The 15,666-nt window shown below is 63.8% G+C and carries 16 protein-coding genes; 11 read left to right on the top strand and 5 right to left on the bottom strand.

The features are described from left to right. The first annotated feature begins 35 nt into the window (after positions 1-35). The 5 genes from cysM (at position 36) to B3M58_RS11555 (ending at position 6,425) form a co-directional block, all read left to right on the top strand. Positions 36-941, top strand: a complete 906-nt coding sequence (gene cysM, locus B3M58_RS11575) for a cysteine synthase CysM (protein ID WP_296219277.1) — start codon at positions 36-38, stop codon at positions 939-941. Continuing rightward, a complete protein-coding gene (gene rlmD / locus B3M58_RS11570; RefSeq protein ID WP_296219276.1) occupies positions 941-2,293 on the top strand; it encodes a 23S rRNA (uracil(1939)-C(5))-methyltransferase RlmD in 1,353 nt (450 codons plus the stop codon). The genes cysM and rlmD overlap by 1 nt, the downstream gene beginning before the upstream one ends. A gap of 171 nt (positions 2,294-2,464) precedes the next feature. Beyond that, the gene (gene relA / locus B3M58_RS11565) at positions 2,465-4,708 is read left to right on the top strand and encodes a GTP diphosphokinase (RefSeq protein WP_296219275.1); all 2,244 of its coding nucleotides are present in this window, start codon (positions 2,465-2,467) and stop codon (positions 4,706-4,708) included. Between the two features lie 235 nt (positions 4,709-4,943). Then, a complete protein-coding gene (gene mazG / locus B3M58_RS11560) occupies positions 4,944-5,777 on the top strand; it encodes a nucleoside triphosphate pyrophosphohydrolase (RefSeq protein WP_296219273.1) in 834 nt (277 codons plus the stop codon). A gap of 108 nt (positions 5,778-5,885) precedes the next feature. After that, the gene (locus B3M58_RS11555) at positions 5,886-6,425 is read left to right on the top strand and encodes a DUF2058 domain-containing protein (RefSeq protein ID WP_296219271.1); all 540 of its coding nucleotides are present in this window, start codon (positions 5,886-5,888) and stop codon (positions 6,423-6,425) included. A 133-nt stretch (positions 6,426-6,558) separates the two neighbouring features. Here the strand turns inward: B3M58_RS11555 and B3M58_RS11550 are convergent, their stop codons facing one another. The 4 genes from B3M58_RS11550 to purM form a co-directional block, all read right to left on the bottom strand. After that, a complete protein-coding gene (locus B3M58_RS11550; RefSeq protein WP_296219270.1) occupies positions 6,559-6,834 on the bottom strand; it encodes a Rho-binding antiterminator in 276 nt (91 codons plus the stop codon). A 95-nt stretch (positions 6,835-6,929) separates the two neighbouring features. Next, positions 6,930-7,646: a DUF3108 domain-containing protein gene (locus B3M58_RS11545; RefSeq protein WP_296219269.1), complete on the bottom strand. Its 717-nt coding sequence runs from the start codon at positions 7,644-7,646 to the stop codon at positions 6,930-6,932. 8 nt (positions 7,647-7,654) lie between these two features. Further along, positions 7,655-8,305, bottom strand: a complete 651-nt coding sequence (gene purN / locus B3M58_RS11540) for a phosphoribosylglycinamide formyltransferase (RefSeq protein ID WP_296219267.1) — start codon at positions 8,303-8,305, stop codon at positions 7,655-7,657. Continuing rightward, positions 8,305-9,363: a phosphoribosylformylglycinamidine cyclo-ligase gene (purM, locus tag B3M58_RS11535; protein WP_296219264.1), complete on the bottom strand. Its 1,059-nt coding sequence runs from the start codon at positions 9,361-9,363 to the stop codon at positions 8,305-8,307. Before purM ends, purN begins: the two co-directional genes overlap by 1 nt. A gap of 210 nt (positions 9,364-9,573) precedes the next feature. Here purM and B3M58_RS11530 point away from each other — a divergent pair, with 210 nt between their 5' ends. The 3 genes from B3M58_RS11530 (at position 9,574) to hda (ending at position 12,548) form a co-directional block, all read left to right on the top strand. Then, positions 9,574-10,620 (top strand): DUF2066 domain-containing protein, encoded by a 1,047-nt coding sequence (locus B3M58_RS11530; protein WP_296219263.1) that lies wholly within the window; start codon positions 9,574-9,576, stop codon positions 10,618-10,620. Between the two features lie 135 nt (positions 10,621-10,755). Further along, positions 10,756-11,847, top strand: a complete 1,092-nt coding sequence (locus tag B3M58_RS11525; protein WP_296219261.1) for an AI-2E family transporter — start codon at positions 10,756-10,758, stop codon at positions 11,845-11,847. Continuing rightward, positions 11,844-12,548 (top strand): DnaA regulatory inactivator Hda, encoded by a 705-nt coding sequence (gene hda / locus B3M58_RS11520; protein ID WP_296219260.1) that lies wholly within the window; start codon positions 11,844-11,846, stop codon positions 12,546-12,548. The genes B3M58_RS11525 and hda overlap by 4 nt, the downstream gene beginning before the upstream one ends. 9 nt (positions 12,549-12,557) lie before the next feature. Here hda and B3M58_RS11515 read toward each other — a convergent pair whose 3' ends face one another. Beyond that, positions 12,558-13,469, bottom strand: a complete 912-nt coding sequence (locus B3M58_RS11515; protein WP_296219258.1) for a LysR family transcriptional regulator — start codon at positions 13,467-13,469, stop codon at positions 12,558-12,560. 124 nt (positions 13,470-13,593) lie between these two features. On the opposite strand from B3M58_RS11515, the gene B3M58_RS11510 reads away from it, so the two are divergent. The 3 genes from B3M58_RS11510 to B3M58_RS11500 all read left to right on the top strand — a co-directional run. After that, on the top strand, positions 13,594-14,292 hold the full coding sequence (locus B3M58_RS11510; protein WP_296219257.1) for a CoA transferase subunit A: 699 nt from the start codon (positions 13,594-13,596) through the stop codon (positions 14,290-14,292). A gap of 34 nt (positions 14,293-14,326) precedes the next feature. Next, positions 14,327-14,983, top strand: coding sequence for a CoA transferase subunit B (locus B3M58_RS11505; RefSeq protein ID WP_296219255.1), 657 nt, complete (start codon positions 14,327-14,329; stop codon positions 14,981-14,983). 27 nt (positions 14,984-15,010) lie between these two features. After that, positions 15,011-15,666 (top strand): beta-ketoacyl synthase N-terminal-like domain-containing protein (locus B3M58_RS11500; RefSeq protein ID WP_296219253.1); only part of this gene is annotated, 656 nt, incomplete at its 3' end.

Here is a 15,666-nt window from a genome sequence, read left to right as displayed (position 1 = left end):
GGTGCCCCTCTTGCCGTCCGGACTCGATCGACGCCATGACTCTGCAATACCCCACCATTGCCGATTGCGTCGGCAACACCCCGCTGGTGCGTTTGCAGCGCCTGCCGGGTAACACCTCCAACACCTTGCTGGTGAAGCTGGAAGGTAACAATCCGGCCGGCTCGGTAAAAGATCGCCCAGCGCTGTCGATGATCACCCGTGCCGAGCTGCGCGGCGATATTCAGCCGGGCGATACCCTGATCGAAGCCACCTCCGGCAACACCGGCATCGCCCTGGCGATGGCGGCGGCGATCAAGGGCTACAAGATGATCCTGATCATGCCCGACAACATGAGCGCCGAGCGCAAGGCGGCGATGACCGCCTATGGTGCCGAGCTGGTGTTGGTGTCGCGCGAGGAAGGCATGGAAGGTGCCCGCGACCTGGCGGAAAGCCTGCAACGCGGCGGTCGTGGCAAGGTGCTCGATCAGTTCGCCAACGGCGATAACCCCGAGGCGCATTACGTCGGCACCGGCCCGGAAATCTGGCGGCAGACCGCGGGGCAGATCACCCATTTCATCAGCTCCATGGGCACCACCGGCACCATCATGGGCGTGTCACGCTACCTCAAGGAGCAGAGCGCACAGGTGCAGATCGTCGGTTTGCAGCCGATGGAAGGCGCGGCGATTCCCGGCATCCGCCGCTGGCCGCAGGAGTACCTGCCGAAGATCTACCAGGCCGAGCGCGTTGACCGGATCATCGACATGGCGCAGCGCGAGGCCGAGGATGTGATGCGGCGACTGGCCCGGGAAGAAGGCATTTTCTGTGGCGTTTCTTCCGGTGGCTCGGTGGCGGCGATGCTGCGCCTGTCCGCGGAAGTGGAGAACGCCGTGATGGTCGCGATCATCTGCGACCGCGGCGACCGTTACCTGTCCACGGGCGTGTACGACACGCCGGATCACTGATGGCTAAGAAACCCAGCGGTCTGCGTTTCCAGCCCAGCGGCGGTACGCGCGCAACGCCCATTCCGGTGGGCAAGAAGCAACTGCTGACGATCGAGCGCCTGGCCAACGACGGGCGCGGCATCGCCTTCCTGGACGGGCGCACCTGGTTCGTCAGTGGCGCCTTGCCTGGCGAGCAGGTCGAAGCCCGTGTGCTTGGCGCCCGCAGCCAGGTGGTCGAAGCGCGCGGCGAGCGGGTTTTGCGCGCCAGTGCCGAACGCCGCGTCGAGCCCTGCGCGCACGCGCGCACCTGCGGTGGTTGCAGCGTGCAGCACATGCCCCACGGCGATCAGCTCGCCCTGAAACAGCGCATGCTCAGCGAGCAGCTCCAGCGCCTGGCCAACTTGCAGCCCGAGGTCTGGGCCGCGCCGCTGGTCGGCCCGGAGTTTGCCTACCGCCGCCGGGCCCGCATCGCCGTGCGTTGGGATGTCAAAGCCAAGCACCTGGACGTCGGCTTTCGTGCGGCCGCCAGTCAGGAGATCGTCGCCATCGCCGATTGCGCGGTTCTGGTACAGCCCTTGCAGCCGATCTTGCAGCAATTGCCGGCAGTGCTGCGCAGCCTGGACAAGCCGCAGGCCATCGGCCACGTCGAGTTGTTCAATGGCAGTGCCAGTGCGCTGCTGGTGCGCCATACCGCGGCCCTTAGCGAGGCCGACCTGGCGCGCTTGCAGGCGTTCTGCGTGGCCCAGGCCGCGCAACTCTGGCTGCATGGCATAGGCGAGCCGCAGCCATTCGAGCCGGCCCATACCCTGGGCTATCGGCTCGACAGCTGGGGGTTGCAGCTGGCGTATCGCCCCGGTGATTTTGTCCAGGTCAACGCGCCGGTCAACGAGGCAATGGTCGCGCAGGCGCTAGACTGGTTGGCACCGCAGGCGCACGAACGGGTGCTGGATCTGTTCTGTGGCCTGGGCAATTTTGCCTTGCCGCTGGCGCGTCAGGTGCGCGAGGTGGTGGCGGTCGAAGGGGTGCAGACGATGGTCGAGCGGGCCACCCAGAATGCGCAGAGCAACGGCCTGAGCAACGTGCACTTTTTCCAGGCCGATCTGTCCAACCCGCTGGCCGAAGCCGACTGGGCGCAGGGCGGTTTTGCCGCCGTGTTGCTCGATCCGCCACGTGACGGCGCGTTGCAGGCGGTCAAACAGGTGGCGGCGCTGGGTGCTGAACGGGTGCTGTATGTGTCATGCAACCCGACCACGCTGGCGCGTGACAGCGGCGAGTTGCTGGCGCAAGGTTATCGGCTGGAGCGGGCCGGTATCCTCGATATGTTTCCGCAAACCGCGCACGTTGAAGCGATGGCGCTGTTTGTCAGGCAGTAGATAAACGCGCTGGGATACGGCGGCAGGGTGCTTGGTTTTATCCGGCTCCGCCCTTATCTCAGTGCAGCAGGGGTGCATAGGGATTGCGCCTTACGTGGTTAAACCGACCGGCTCATAGAAGGCGGCGACTGTTCGGTGTGCATGCCGCGCACCGTAGGGAAGGTAAGCAAGATGGTTCAGGTGAGAGCGCACCAGCCGATCAACGATGACGGCAGCATCAACCTTGAGGCCTGGCTGACGCATGTGCTCAGCGTCGACCCGGCGCTGGATCACGATGCCCTGCGCGATGCCTGCGAGTTCGCCCGCGAGGCCGAACAGCAGGCCAATGCCGCGCAGAATCTGTGGTCCGAAGGCGCGTCGAGTTTCCGCGCCGGTCTGGAAATCGCCGAGATCCTCGCCGACCTCAAACTCGATCAGGATTCGCTGGTCGCCGCCGTGATCTACCGTGGCGTGCGCGAGGGCAAGGTCACCCTGGCCGCGGTGCACCAGCGCTTCGGTCCGGTGGTGGCCAAGCTGATCGAGGGTGTGCTGCGCATGGCGGCGATCAGCGCCAGCCTGAATCCGCGCGACTCCCTGGTCCTCGGCTCGCAGGCGCAGGTGGAAAACCTGCGCAAGATGCTGATCGCCATGGTCGACGACGTACGCGTGGCCCTGATCAAGCTGGCCGAGCGCACCTGCGCAATCCGTGCGGTCAAGCACGCTGACGACGAGAAGCGTCAGCGCGTAGCCCGCGAAGTTTTCGACATCTATGCGCCGCTGGCCCATCGCCTGGGCATCGGCCATATCAAGTGGGAGCTGGAAGACCTGTCCTTCCGCTACCTGGAGCCCGAACAGTACAAGCAGATCGCCAAGCTGCTGCACGAGCGCCGGCTGGATCGCGAGCAGTACATCAATGAGGTGATGAGCCACCTGCGCCAGGAGCTGGAAGCCACCGGGGTCAAGGCCGATATCAGCGGGCGGGCGAAGCACATCTATTCGATCTGGCGCAAGATGCAGCGCAAGGGCCTGCAATTCAGCCAGATCTACGACGTGCGTGCGGTGCGCGTGCTGGTGCCGGAAATGCGCGACTGCTACACCGCGCTGGGCATCGTGCATACCCTGTGGCGGCACATCCCCAAGGAGTTCGACGACTACATCGCCAACCCCAAGGAAAATGGCTACCGCTCGCTGCACACCGCCGTGCTCGGCCCGGAAGGCAAGGTGCTGGAAGTACAGATCCGCACCCACGCCATGCACGAGGAAGCCGAGCTGGGCGTGTGCGCGCATTGGCGTTACAAGGGCACTGACGTCAAATCCGGCTCCAACCATTACGAAGAGAAGATTTCCTGGCTGCGCCAGGTGCTCGAATGGCACGAGGAACTCGGCGACATCGGCGGCCTGGCCGAGCAGCTGCGCGTGGATATCGAGCCGGATCGGGTGTATGTGTTCACCCCGGACGGTCACGCCATCGACCTGCCGAAAGGCGCTACGCCGCTGGACTTCGCCTACCGCGTGCACACCGAGATTGGCCACAACTGCCGTGGCGCGAAGATCAACGGGCGCATCGTGCCGCTCAGCTACAGCCTGCAAACCGGCGAGCAGGTGGAGATCATCACCAGCAAGCACGGCACGCCGAGCCGCGACTGGCTGAACTCCAACCTCGGTTATGTCACCACCTCGCGGGCGCGGGCGAAGATCGTGCACTGGTTCAAGTTGCAGGATCGCGACCAGAACGTCGCCGCCGGCAAGGCATTGCTCGAGCGTGAGTTGGGCCGCCTGGCGTTGCCGCACGTGGACTTCGACAAGCTGGCCGACAAGGCCAACCTGAAGACCAGCGAAGACCTGTTCGCCTCCCTCGGTGCCGGCGACCTGCGCCTGGCGCACCTGGTCAACCTGGCTCAGCAACTGGTCGAGCCGGAGCGCGGCAGCGAGCAGCTCGAGTTGATTCCGCGCAAGGCGTTGGGCTTCAAGCCGGGCCGGCGCGGCGATATTCAGATTCAGGGCGTCGGCAACCTGTTGACGCAGATGGCCGGTTGCTGCAAGCCGCTGCCGGGCGACCCGATTGTCGGCTACATCACCCTCGGGCGTGGCGTCAGTATCCACCGTCAGGATTGCGCGGCAGTGCTGCAACTGGGCGGCCGCGAGCCGGAGCGGATCATTCAGGTCAGCTGGGGACCGGTGCCGGTGCAGACCTACCCGGTGGACATCATCATTCGCGCCTACGACCGCTCCGGTCTGCTGCGTGACGTGACCCAGGTGCTGCTCAACGAAAAGCTCAACGTGCTGGCAGTCAACACCCGTTCGAACAAGGAAGACAACACCGCGTCGATGTCATTGACCGTGGAGATTCCCGGGCTCGATGCCCTGGGTCGGCTGCTCGGGCGTATCTCGCAGTTGCCCAATATCATCGAGGCCCGTCGTCACCGGGTCTCCTGAGTCGCGACGCTCGGGATCGACTGTTGTAGGGCGTAGGATGGGTCTGGCGCATGCCACCGTTAGGGTAGCGAGCGCTGAGCCTGGTGCGCCGTAACCCATCATCGGCATATGGCGCGGCATTGGTTCGATGGGTTACGCGGTACGCTGGTTTTATCATGGCGGCGAAATTCGTGCCCCGCGCCGCTAACCCATCCTACGACCTACGATGCGCAATACGTATTAACCGGAACCTGTCATGTACCAACTCGACGACCTGCTGCACCTGATGGCCCGCCTGCGCGACCCGCAGCATGGCTGCCCGTGGGACCTCAAACAGAGCTACGCGAGCATCGTGCCGCACACCATCGAGGAGGCGTACGAGGTGGCCGATGCCATCGAGCGCGGCGACTTCGAGCACCTGCCGGGCGAGTTGGGTGACCTGCTGTTTCAGGTGGTGTATTACAGCCAGCTGGCACGCGAGGAAGGGCGCTTCGAGTTCGCCCAGGTGGTCGACGGCATCACCCGCAAATTGCTGCGTCGGCATCCGCACGTGTTCCCGGATGGCGATCTGTACGGCGTAGCCGATGCCAGCCAGTTGGCCGAGGCGGCGGTCAAGCAGCGCTGGGAAGAGCTGAAAGCGGAAGAGCGCGCCGAGAAAGCGGCAGCTCCCGAGCAGTTGTCGCTGCTGGACGATGTACCCAATACCTTGCCGGCGTTGAGCCGCGCGGTGAAATTGCAGAAGCGCACCGCGCAGGTTGGTTTCGACTGGCCCGCAGCCTTGCCGGTGGTGGACAAGGTGCGCGAAGAACTGGACGAAGTGCTCGAGGCCATGAGCGAGAACGACCCACAGGCGATAGCCGAAGAGCTCGGCGACCTGTTGTTTGTGGTGACCAATCTTGCCCGGCACCTTAAAGTCGACCCGGAGTCGGCCCTGCGTGCGGCCAATGGCAAGTTCGAGCGGCGCTTTCGTTTTATCGAGCAGGCATTGCGCGAAGCCGGTCGGCCCATCGAAGATTGCAGCCTGGAAGAGCTGGATGCGCTCTGGGGCGAAGCCAAACGACAGGAAAAGAACATACTCAGCTGCGGCTGATTCGTAGGGCGGAGAGGGCGCAGCCTTGTCCGCCTTTATGCCATCCGGTGGGCAAGCTGCGCATGTTCCACCCTACACCTCACATTCATTCGTCCGACGCAGGTAGTTATGAGTCTTTCACTACGCGATCAGTTGCTCAAAGCCGGGCTGGTCAACGAAAAGCAGGCCAAGCAGGTCGGCAAGGAAAAGCAGAAGCAACAGCGCCTGGAGCATAAAGGCCAGGTCGAAAAAGATGAGTCGCAAAAGCTCGCCGCGCAGCAGGCGATGGCCGAGAAAGTGGCCCGCGACCAGGAGTTGAACCGCCAGCAGCAGGAAAAAATCGAGCAGAAGGCCCGCGCCGCGCAGGTCAAGCAACTGATCGAGGTGTCCCGTCTGCCCAAACTGACCACCGAGGATTACTACAACTTCGTCGACGACAAGAAGGTCAAGCGCCTGTCGGTGAACACCCTGATGCGCGACAAGCTCAGCCGTGGCTCGCTGGCCATCGTGCGCAGCGGCGGCGGTTACGAAGTTATCCCGCGCGAGGCGGCGCTGAAGATCCAGGAGCGCGACCCGCGCCGGGTGGTGCTGCTCAATACGCCGACCGAGGCCCCGGATGCCGACGATCCATACGCGGCCTATCAGGTGCCTGATGACCTGATGTGGTGAACGCCAATCGCGTTGACGAGCCGGGCAATGCCCGGCTTTTTCATGGTGCCGCGCCAGTTACGTGAGCTGGGCGCAGAGCAACGAGCGCGCGACCAAGGTCCCTGCTACCCCGCTCGCGCACGGCGCCTGGCGGTCAGCATTTGCGGTTAACCAGCAGTACCCGGCCAAAACTGGCGCCTGCGTTCAGCGGGGTGATGGCGCTCAGCTGATCGAGGCGCAGGCGCTGTTCGCCGCTGGCGCTGCGGACGATGAGGAATTCTTCCTTGCTCGGTGTGGTTTCGGTGGTCAGCGCCTCGGCTTCGAGGCTGTCGCCGTCGACCTGCTCGATAAACAGCTGGTAATGGTGCAGGCAGGCGATCTCAAGGTAGTCGTACAGGTCGCAGGCCAGGGGTTGGTAGCGTTCGTTCATCGTCGGCCCCACGTCGGGAGATACAGACAAGCGTAGCCGCGAATGGCAGGCAGTAAAAAGCCGGGCATGGCCCGGCTTTTCAAGTGCTGGCTCGCTCAGTCGCGGCGGCCTTGCACCGGTTTGCCGTCGACCGTGCCGTCTTTGAGCATGATCTGGTATTCCTTGCCGTCTTTTTCCACCTGATGCAGGCGTACCAGCAGGTGGCTCCAGTCCTTGGCGAACCACAGCACGGTCTTGCGGCTGCTTTGGGTCGGGTCGCGTACGCGCTCGACCTTGATCGCATCGATCAGGCCGGCCTTGGTGCGCACGACCTCTTCGCCGAGCACGCGAAAGTCGTAGGTTTCGATTTCGTCGCCATCGACCACTTGGTAGCTCATGCTTTGCTTGCCGGCGGCCACGTCGTATTGCAGGGCCAACTGGTAGGTCGATTTGTCTTGCAGGCCACGGTTGAGCGGAAAGCGCACGGGGTTGCCGCGGTCGTTGCCGATCACCTGTTTCGCGCTCCAGTCGAAGTCCTGTTCGATTTCCTTGCCCTTGCCCAGGCCGCTGCGCTCGAAGCGGTAGGTCAGCGGCAGGAAGGCGCCATTTTCGACGCGAAAGGTACTTTCTTCGCTCAGGCTGGCAACCAGCATGGAGGCTTCGAAGCTGAGCTGCCAACGGCCATCGTCGAGTGCCTGCAAGCCGCGTTCGGCGGTGCCGCTGATGGGCAGTTGCTTCCAGTCAGCGGTGTAGCTGGCGGAAAACGGTTTCAGCTCTGCGGCAAGGGCCGGCAGGCTGAATAAAGCGAGAGCGAACAGTAAGGCGCGACGCATGGTGTCTCCTAAGTTCGGATCGTGTGGCCGGTACTCGGCAACGATTGGCCATCCAGCATTGCGCCTTGCTCGCCAAGGCGCAAGCGGCCTTCGGCAAACCAGCGCACGGCCAGCGGATAGATCAGGTGTTCTTGTTGATGAACGCGCTTGGCCAGGCTGTCCGGCGTGTCGTGCGGCTGTACCGGGACTACAGCTTGTACGACCAGGGGGCCACCATCGAGTTCCTCGGTAACGAAGTGCACGCTGCAGCCGTGCTCGCTGTCGCCCGCGTCCAGCGCCCGCTGATGGGTGTGCAGGCCTTTGTATTTGGGCAGCAGCGAGGGATGGATGTTCAGCAGGCGCCCGCTGTAGTGGCGGACGAAGCCTGGGCTGAGGATGCGCATGAAACCGGCCAGCACCACCAGCTGTGGCTCGAAGCCATCGATGGTCTCGAGCAGCGCCGTGTCGAAGGCTTCGCGGCCGTCGAACTGGCGGTGATCGAGGGTCCGTGTGGCGATACCGGCCGCCGTTGCGCGCTGCAAGCCGTACGCTTCGGCGCGGTTGGAAATCACCGCGCAGATACGGGCGGGCGTCTCAGCAGCGGCCAAGCTGTCGATCAATGCCTGCAGGTTGCTGCCTGTGCCTGAGAGCAGCACCACCACATTGCAGGATGTCGGCATCAGTGGCTTTTCAGGTTATTCAGCACGACACGCTCGGCGCCTTCGGCTGCGGCGGCGATCTGGCCAATCACCCACGGCTGCTCGCCCGAGGCGCGCAGGGTTTCGAGGGTGAGTTCAACCTGATCATGGGCAACGCAGATGACCATGCCGACGCCACAGTTGAGCACGCGGTGCATCTCGGTCTCGTCGACATTGCCTTGCGCCTGCAGCCAATCGAAGACCGCCGGGCGGGTCCAGCTGGCCACGTCGACTACCGCTTGGGCGCCTTCCGGCAGGACGCGTGGGATGTTGTCGAGCAGGCCGCCACCGGTGATGTGGGCCATGGCTTTGACTGCGCCGGTGTCCTTGATCAGCTTGAGCAGCGGCTTGACGTAGATGCGCGTCGGCGCCATCAGCAGGTCGGTCAGTGGCTTGCCATCGACCTCGGTGGTTTCGATGTCGGCACCCGCGACTTCGATGATCTTGCGGATCAGCGAGTAGCCATTGGAGTGCGGGCCGGAGGACGGCAGAGCGATCAGCGCGTCGCCGCTGGCGACTTTCGAACCGTCGATGATTTCGGCTTTTTCCACCACGCCGACGCAGAAACCGGCCAGGTCGTAGTCTTCGCCTTCGTACATGCCTGGCATTTCCGCGGTTTCACCGCCGACCAGCGAGCAGCCGGCCAGTTCGCAACCGGCGCCGATGCCGGTGACCACGGTGGCCGCGATGTCAACGTTGAGTTTGCCGGTGGCGTAGTAGTCGAGGAAGAACAGCGGCTCGGCGCCACAGACGACCAGGTCGTTGACGCACATGGCGACCAGATCCTGGCCGATGCTGTCGTGTTTGTTCAGGTTCAGCGCCAGGCGCAGCTTGGTGCCGACGCCGTCGGTGCCGGACACCAGTACCGGCTGCTTGTAACCGGCCGGGATCTCGCAGAGCGCGCCAAAGCCGCCCAGGCCACCCATGACTTCCGGACGGGCGGTGCGCTTGGCCACGCCTTTGATGCGTTCGACCAGGGCTTCGCCCGCGTCGATGTCTACACCTGCGTCCTTGTAGCTGATGGAGGGTTGCTTGCTCATAGATCCAGGCCTTTAAGGGAAAATCGGATGTGCACCGGCGCGCAAGCGCTCGGTCTGCGAAGGCGCGCGATTTTATCAGGCTTGCCAGGCAGCGACCACCCGCGTGGCGCTGTGGTTGCCGGGGCGCGGGCGGCTGTTTAAGGTATAAGCCTGTGCGTGTGGCCTGTCAGGCTGCTGCGCGTCGCCTTCCGTCCGTCGAGAACCTCTTCAATGCGCCCGATCGTTCGCCTGCTTGTTGTGTGTCTGTGGTTGTTCAGTGTGCCCGGCTTCGCGGCGACGGTGAGTGACCTGTATCAGGTGCGCGAACCCGTTGCCAGCCAGCAACCGGAAGCGCGCAATGCCGCTTTGCAGGGCGCGCTGGAGACCCTGGTGCTGCGCCTGACCGGCAGTCGCGAGGCGGCGCAGAGCGCGGCGCTGGCCGAGCTGCGCAAGGACCCGCAACAGATCGTCAGCCAGTACGGCTATGAAGATGACAGCCTGCTGGTCGACTTCGACCCGGTCAGCACCGACCGCAGCCTGCGCCAGGCCGGTCTGGCGCTGTGGGGCGCCAACCGCCCGGCGATCCTGGCCTGGTGGCTGAACGACGCCAGCAGCGGCTCGAACATGGTCGGCGATGGCCAAGGCAGCGCCGCGCCGTTGCGTCAGGCGGCGCAGCACCGCGGCTTACCGCTGCGCTTGCCGTTGGCCGACCTGAGCGAGCAATTGCTGGCGACCCCGGAAAATTTGCAGGCCACTGACCCCAGCGCATTGCGTACGGCGTCCGAGCGTTACGCGGCCGATGCCCTGCTGGCGGTGCATGCCCGTGAAGAGAGTGGCCAGTGGCAAGCCGAATGGCGCTTGTGGCTGGGCGATGCCCGTGAGCAGGGCAAGGTCCAAGGCGCCGATCAGGCGGCATTGGCCGATGCCGTGCTGCTGGCGGTGAGCGAGCGCCTGGCGCCGCGTTTTGTGGTCGCGCCGGGCGCGGCATCCAGCCTGACCCTGGAAGTGCAGGGCGCCGATCTGACGCGCTATGCCGAGTTACAGCGGATTCTCGAACCGTTCGGCGCGCAATTGCGCAAGGTCGAAGGGGATCGTCTGACCTATCGGGTCAACGCCAGCGCCGAACAACTGCGCGCGCAATTGGCTTTGGCGCGCCTGCAGGAGGCGCCAGCCGAAGCCGCACCGGTCGACGCCAGTCAGGCCCCCGCTGGGCAGCCGGCCGCTGAGCCGGCGCCGCAAGTGCTGCCGCGCACGGATGTGCTGCGCTTTCGCTGGTAGACTGCGGCGCAGCGCTATTCATCGTTGTTGGTAAAGAAACCGCTGCACACTGGCAGCGGTTTCTTTTTTCACGTTGTGGCGGGCGTTTAGGGTTGGGCGTCGCTAACCGTCTGTTGCGTACATTGAGGGCTGGGCATGATCGATTCACCTCGCTGGCTATGGATAGCTGGGCTGTTACTGCTCGGCTGGTTGCTGTACCTGCTGCACCCGATCCTTTCGCCGTTCCTGATTGGTGTGCTGCTGGCCTATCTGGGTGACCCGCTGGTGGATCGCCTGGAGCGGTGGAAGCTCTCGCGGACCTGGGGAGTGGTGGTGGTCTTCGCGCTATTCAGCCTGCTCATGGCGATCTTGCTGCTGGTGCTGGTGCCGATGCTGGGCAAGCAATTGATGCGCCTTTACGAGCTGGCGCCGCAGATGCTCGACTGGGCTCAACACGAGGCCTTGCCGTGGGTACAGGCGAAGTTGGGTCTGGCCGATGGCTTCTGGCGCTTCGATCAGTTGAAGGCGGCCTTTTCCGAACACTTGGGAAAAACCACCGATATCGTCGGGGTGCTGCTGTCGAAATTCACCGCCTCAAGCATGGCGCTGATGGGCTGGCTGGCCAACTTGCTGCTGATACCGGTGGTGAGCTTTTACCTGATGCGCGACTGGGACCTGATGGTCGCCAAGCTGCGTGGCCTGTTGCCGCGCAGTCGTGAAGGGTTGGTGGTGCAATTGGTCGGCGAGTGCCATGAAGTGCTCGGGGCTTTCCTGCGCGGGCAGCTGTTGGTGATGCTGGCGCTGGGGGTGATGTATGCCGCCGGGCTGATGCTGATCGGCCTGGAGTTGGGCTTGTTGATCGGTGTGCTCGCCGGCCTGGCCAGCATCGTGCCGTACCTGGGCGTGGTCGTGGGGATTGGCGCGGCCTTGACCGCCGGGCTGTTCCAGTTCGGCGGCGATTTCTACCCATTGCTGGCGATTGCCGCGGTATTTATTGTCGGGCAGATGCTCGAAGGCATGCTGCTGACGCCATGGCTGGTCGGCGATCGCATCGGCCTGCACCCGGTCGCGGTAATCTTCGCGATCATGGCCGGCGGTCAGCTGTTTGGCTTCAGTGGTGTGCTGCTGGCCCTGCCGGTTGCCGCGGTGATTATGGTTTTAGTGCGTCATGCCCATGATTTCTATAAACTTTCTGACCTTTATCAAGAGTCTCCCGACGGCCCTGACGAGCCGCACAGCCCTGCATGACACCCATTCAACTGCCGCTCGGTGTGCGTCTGCGCGATGACGCCACCTTTGCCAATTACTACCCCGGTGCCAACGCTGCGGCGCTCGGCTATGTCGAGCGCCTGTGTGAGGCGGATGCGGGCTGGACGGAAAGCCTGATCTACCTGTGGGGCGGCGAGGGCGTGGGCCGTAGTCATCTGTTGCAAGCCGCGTGTTTGCGCTTCGAGCAGCGTGGTGAGCCGGCGGTGTACCTGCCGTTGGCCGACGTGGTCGAGTTCGGTCCGGCGTTGCTGGATAACCTGGAGCAGTGCGAGCTGGTCTGCCTCGACGATGTGGATGCGGTGGCCGGGCGCGGGGAGTGGGAAGAGGCGTTGTTTCACCTGTTCAACCGCCTGCGCGACAGCGGGCGACGCTTGCTGCTGGCGGCCAGCACTTCGCCGCGCGAGCTGCCGGTGAAACTGGCCGATTTGCAGTCGCGGCTGACCTTGGCGCTGGTCTTCCAGCTGCAATCGCTGTCCGATGAAGACAAGTTGCGCGCGCTGCAATTGCGCGCGTCACGGCGCGGCCTGCACCTGGGCGATGACGTCGGGCGCTTTATCCTGACCCGTGGCGAGCGCAGCATGAGTGCGCTGTTTGAGTTGCTCGAGCGCCTGGACCAGGCCTCTCTGCAAGCCCAACGCAAACTGACCATTCCCTTCCTTAAAGAAACCCTGGGCTGGTAACCGCTGCGGTTACTGCGGGTCGAGCAATGACGCGGTAAACAGGTCGATGTTCTTTTCCAGCACGTCGCACAGGCCTTGTGCCGCACTCGACAGTTGTTGGTCGGCAAGCCGCAGCAGGCCAACCCGGCGCTCGACTATCGGCTCCACCAGCGTTACGCAACGCGCGCCGATCTCTTCCATCTGGCGGATGCACAGGCTCGGTACGGCGCTGACGCCCAGACCGTTGGCGACCATGCGGCCGACCGTGACCAACTGATGACTCTCGAATGCCACCGGCAGCCCGCCGAGTTGTGCGCTGACGGCGTCCTCGAGGAGCAGGCGCAGAGCCGAGGGGCGCTGCAAGGTGATAAAGCTCTGGGTCAGCAATTGCTGCCAACTGATCTGCTGGCGGCTCGCCAGTTCCGAGTCGGCGGGCACCACCGCGACGAAGCGGTCGTTGTAAAACGGCGTGAAGCACAACCCGTCGAGGGCGTCCGGTTCAAACAGGATGCCCAGTTCGACGCGCCCGTTGCGCACCATCTCCAGCACCTGTTCGTTGATCACGTCATGCACCGTCACATTGACCCGTGGATGGCGGCTGCGAAACTCCTTGAGGGCGACCGGCAAGAGGTTGCCGGCGAAGGAGGGCATGGCGGCGATCGACACCTTGCCCAACTGCAAGGTGAAGTGCTGACGCAGCAGTTCTTCGGTGTTGTCCCAGTCGGTCAGCAGGCGGCGCGCCAGCGGTAGCAGGGTTTCGCCCTCTGCCGTCAGGCTGACGCTGCGCGTGGTGCGCACCAACAGCGGGCCTCCGAGGGATTCCTCCAAGCTCTTGATCGCCAGGCTCAGCGCTGGTTGCGACAGGTGCAGGCGTTCGCCGGCCTGGGCGAAGCTGAGGGTTTGGGCGACGGTGAAAAAGGCGCGCAGTTGTTTGATGGTCATTAATTTGAATTGTTTATTAATGGATTAGAAAAACAAACTTAACAAATTAGTCCTGGCCGGTGAAGCTGTGATCCGCTTCCCGGCAGCCTGGCTGCCGCCTTAATAAATACAAGAGGTACGGTGCATGGCAGGGCTCGATAAACGCGTAGGCAGTTATGCAGAGGCACTTGCCGGTCTGGCGGATGGCATGACGGTGCTGGCCGGCGGATTCGGTCTGTGCGGCATTCCGGAGAACCTTATCGCGGAAATTCGGCGGCGCGGCACACGTGAGCTGACCGTGGTGTCCAACAACTGCGGAGTCGACGGCTTTGGTCTTGGGTTGCTGCTTGAAGAGCGCCAGATCCGCAAGATGGTCGCCTCGTATGTCGGCGAAAATGCGCTGTTCGAGCAGCAACTGCTGAATGGCGAGCTGGAGGTCGAGTTGACCCCACAAGGCACGCTCGCAGAAAAATTGCGTGCCGGCGGAGCCGGGATTCCGGCGTTCTACACCGCAACCGGTTATGGCACCCCCGTGGCCGACGGTAAGGAAACCCGCACCTTCGATGGTCGCCACTTTATCCTTGAGCGCGCCATCACCGGCGACTTTGCCATCGTCAAGGGCTGGAAAGCCGACCATTTCGGCAACGTCGTCTATCGCCATACCGCGCAGAATTTCAACCCGCTGGCCGCCGCCGCCGGGCGTATCACCGTGGTCGAAGTGGAGGAAATCGTCGAGCCGGGCGAGCTGGAGCCGAGCCAGATCCACACCCCGGGCATCTTTGTCGACCGCGTGATCCTGGGGCGTTTTGAGAAACGCATCGAGAAACGCACCGTCAGCGCCTGATTCGTCGCCCCCCACGTTCAAGAGGTTTCGTACTATGGCTCTGTCCCGCGAGCAGATGGCTCAGCGCGTTGCGCGCGAGCTGCAAGATGGTTATTACGTCAACTTGGGTATCGGTATTCCCACCCTGGTGGCCAACTACGTCCCGGAAGGCATCGACGTAATGCTGCAGTCGGAAAACGGCCTGCTCGGGATGGGCGCGTTCCCTACCGAGGCCGAGGTGGACGCCGATATGATCAACGCCGGCAAGCAGACGGTGACCACGCGCCGTGGTGCTTCGATCTTCGATTCGGCCGCGTCTTTCGCGATGATTCGCGGCGGTCATGTCGATCTCACGGTGCTGGGTGCCTTCGAGGTGGATGTCGCCGGCAACATCGCGTCGTGGATGATCCCTGGCAAGCTGATCAAAGGCATGGGCGGCGCGATGGATCTGGTGGCGGGGGCCGAGAACATTATCGTGACCATGACCCACGCCTCCAAGGACGGTGAATCCAAGCTGCTGCCGCGCTGCTCGTTGCCGCTGACCGGCGCCGGCTGCATCCGCAAGGTGCTGACCGATCTGGCCTACCTGGAGATCGCGGACGGTGCCTTCATCCTCCGCGAACGCGCACCGGGCGTCAGCATCGAGGAAATTGTCGCGAAAACGGCAGGCCGCCTGATCGTCCCGGACGATGTTGCGGAAATGACCTTTTAAATGCTTGCCCTGGACAGGAGAACGCACATGCACGACGTCGTCATCGTCGCCGCCACCCGCACCGCTATCGGCAGCTTTCAGGGTGCGCTGGCGAATATCCCGGCACCGGAACTGGGCGCAGCGGTGATCCGCCGCCTGCTGGAACAGACCGGCCTGGACGGCGCGCAGGTCGACGAAGTGATTCTCGGCCAGGTGCTCACCGCAGGCTCCGGGCAGAACCCGGCGCGCCAGGCGGCGATCCTCGCCGGTCTGCCGCATGCGGTGCCGGCGCTGACCCTCAACAAGGTCTGCGGCTCGGGCCTGAAAGCCCTGCACCTGGGCGCCCAGGCGATCCGCTGCGGCGATGCCGAGGTGATCATCGCCGGCGGCATGGAAAACATGAGCCTGGCGCCCTACGTCATGCCCGGCGCGCGCACCGGCCTGCGCATGGGCCACGCCCAACTGGTCGACACGATGATCACCGACGGCCTGCGGGACGCCTTCAACGACTACCACATGGGCATCACCGCCGAGAACCTAGTCGACAAGTACGAAATCAGCCGCGAAGCGCAGGACGCCTTCGCCGCCGCCTCGCAGCAGAAGGCCGTGGCCGCCATCGCGGCCGGGCGCTTTGTCGATGAAATCACCTCGATCCTGATTCCCCAGCGCAAAGGCGACCCCGTGGCCTTCGCCACCGACGAACA

Source organism: Pseudomonas sp. UBA2684 (genome assembly GCA_002354655.1).
GTDB lineage: Bacteria > Pseudomonadota > Gammaproteobacteria > Pseudomonadales > Pseudomonadaceae > Aquipseudomonas.
The sequence above is the reverse complement of the archived record's forward strand: the minus strand, read 5'-3'. Positions and strand labels throughout refer to the sequence as shown.

Coding starts and splice junctions, on each gene's coding strand:
- cysM (WP_296219277.1), top strand. CDS start 36: ATGACTCTGCAATACCCCACCATTGCCGATTGCGTCGGCAACACCCCG.
- rlmD (WP_296219276.1), top strand. CDS start 941: ATGGCTAAGAAACCCAGCGGTCTGCGTTTCCAGCCCAGCGGCGGTACG.
- relA (WP_296219275.1), top strand. CDS start 2,465: ATGGTTCAGGTGAGAGCGCACCAGCCGATCAACGATGACGGCAGCATC.
- mazG (WP_296219273.1), top strand. CDS start 4,944: ATGTACCAACTCGACGACCTGCTGCACCTGATGGCCCGCCTGCGCGAC.
- B3M58_RS11555 (WP_296219271.1), top strand. CDS start 5,886: ATGAGTCTTTCACTACGCGATCAGTTGCTCAAAGCCGGGCTGGTCAAC.
- B3M58_RS11550 (WP_296219270.1), bottom strand. CDS start 6,834: ATGAACGAACGCTACCAACCCCTGGCCTGCGACCTGTACGACTACCTT.
- B3M58_RS11545 (WP_296219269.1), bottom strand. CDS start 7,646: ATGCGTCGCGCCTTACTGTTCGCTCTCGCTTTATTCAGCCTGCCGGCC.
- purN (WP_296219267.1), bottom strand. CDS start 8,305: ATGCCGACATCCTGCAATGTGGTGGTGCTGCTCTCAGGCACAGGCAGC.
- purM (WP_296219264.1), bottom strand. CDS start 9,363: ATGAGCAAGCAACCCTCCATCAGCTACAAGGACGCAGGTGTAGACATC.
- B3M58_RS11530 (WP_296219263.1), top strand. CDS start 9,574: ATGCGCCCGATCGTTCGCCTGCTTGTTGTGTGTCTGTGGTTGTTCAGT.
- B3M58_RS11525 (WP_296219261.1), top strand. CDS start 10,756: ATGATCGATTCACCTCGCTGGCTATGGATAGCTGGGCTGTTACTGCTC.
- hda (WP_296219260.1), top strand. CDS start 11,844: ATGACACCCATTCAACTGCCGCTCGGTGTGCGTCTGCGCGATGACGCC.
- B3M58_RS11515 (WP_296219258.1), bottom strand. CDS start 13,469: ATGACCATCAAACAACTGCGCGCCTTTTTCACCGTCGCCCAAACCCTC.
- B3M58_RS11510 (WP_296219257.1), top strand. CDS start 13,594: ATGGCAGGGCTCGATAAACGCGTAGGCAGTTATGCAGAGGCACTTGCC.
- B3M58_RS11505 (WP_296219255.1), top strand. CDS start 14,327: ATGGCTCTGTCCCGCGAGCAGATGGCTCAGCGCGTTGCGCGCGAGCTG.